2 protein-coding genes are annotated in these 1,452 nt (G+C 74.9%); both read right to left on the bottom strand.

Annotated features, from left to right (window positions below; all coding sequences use genetic code 11):
- Positions 1-4: 4 nt before the first annotated feature.
- Entirely contained in the window at positions 5-805 is an 801-nt protein-coding gene (locus FNQ90_RS23000; RefSeq protein WP_182608108.1) for an anti-sigma factor, read from the bottom strand.
- Positions 802-1,386 carry a sigma-70 family RNA polymerase sigma factor gene (locus FNQ90_RS22995; RefSeq protein ID WP_182608107.1) on the bottom strand — a complete coding sequence of 195 codons (585 nt, stop codon included), beginning with the start codon at positions 1,384-1,386 and terminating at the stop codon, positions 802-804. The genes FNQ90_RS23000 and FNQ90_RS22995 overlap by 4 nt, the downstream gene beginning before the upstream one ends.
- Positions 1,387-1,452: the final 66 nt, after the last annotated feature.

Raw genomic sequence — 1,452 nt, 5'->3', positions numbered from 1 at the left:
CGGTTCACCCGGCCCCCTCCCCGGAGGCGGGGAAGGCCATCGCCGCCAAGGGCTCCGAGGTGGGTTGCGGCGAGCCGCCGGCCGGCTCCACGGTGATCCCCATGCCCACGGCCCCGTCCGGGGATCCCTCCATCACCAGCGCCGCCGTGCCCGATCCCTGCGCCGGCTCCATCAGGCCCGCGGGTCGCATCGTCCCGGCGTCGTCGAACCACAACTGGTAGGTCATGCCCTCCGGGGCCGGGGGCATGCCGGTCGAGACGAACACCGCGCGATCCTCCCCGGCCGAGACCACCACGGTCCCGGTGGCGCCGTCCACCAACTCGCCGGAGACCGCCAGCGCGTCCGGAGCGGCGAGCACCGCCAGGATCTCCGGCATCCCCTCGCCGGCCGCCGGCAACCGTTCCGCCTCCACGGCCCGTTCCCGGGCGAGCTCCGCCTCCCGGTACTGCCACACCGCCGTACCGCCCCCCAGCAGGGCGGCGGCCAGACAGGCCGCCAGCGCCCATCGCACGGAACGCCGACCGTGTTCCCGTCCCCGGCCGGGGACGGGACGGTCCTCCGCCGGCACCACGGGCGGTTCCTGCCGCACGGTGCCGATCCGTCGCAGCACCTCCGCGCGCATCCCCGGCGGCGGGGCGACCGCGACCGCACCCCCCAACCGCCCGGCGGTGGCCGCCAGCTCCATCACCTCCACGGCGCACGCCGGACAGTCCCCCAGGTGCCGTTCGAAGTCCTCCCGCTCACCGGCGGAGAGGGCGTGCAGGACGTAGGCCCCCGTCAGGGTGTGCAGATCGGCGGCGTTCACGCGGTCACCCCCAGACAGTCGCGCAACCGGATCAGACCGTCGCGCAAACGGGTCTTCACCGTGCCCAGCGGAAGCGCCAGGAGTTCGGCCACCTCGCGGTAGGTCAGGCCCCGGTAGTAGGCCAGGGTCACCGATTGGCGCTGCACCTCGGTGAGACCGCCCAGGCAGCGCCGCACCTGCTCGCGTTCCAGGCGGTGTTCCACCTGTTCGGTGACCTCGTCGTAGGCGGGGGTGTGGTTCAGCAGCGCGGCCCGGTGCTCCCGGTCGCCGGCCGCCCGGGCCGACCGCACCCGGTCCACGGCCCGGCGGTGCGCCATGGTCATCACCCAGGCCATGGCCCCGCCCCGCTCGGGACGGTACCGGGCGGCGCCGCGCCACACCTCCACCAACACCTCCTGCGCCACCTCCTCGGACTGGGCCGGATCCCGCAGCACGCTGCGCACCAACCCCAACACCGGCCCCGCCACCATGTCGTACACGCCCTCGAACGCCTCCCGGTCACCCCGCGCCACACGTCCCAACAACTCGCCGAGATCGGGCCCCGTCGAGGAGGATCCGCCGATCCGTGCCGGCTCCCTCACGACCGTCCACCTCCCCGGACCGGGACGACGGGGGATGTCCCGGCGATCGCCGGAAGGGGGTCGGGG

Origin of the sequence: Streptomyces alkaliphilus (assembly GCF_014141535.1) — a bacterium.
GTDB classification, from domain to species: domain Bacteria; phylum Actinomycetota; class Actinomycetes; order Streptomycetales; family Streptomycetaceae; genus Streptomyces; species Streptomyces alkaliphilus.
This window is presented reverse-complemented; position numbering and strand designations above follow the sequence as displayed.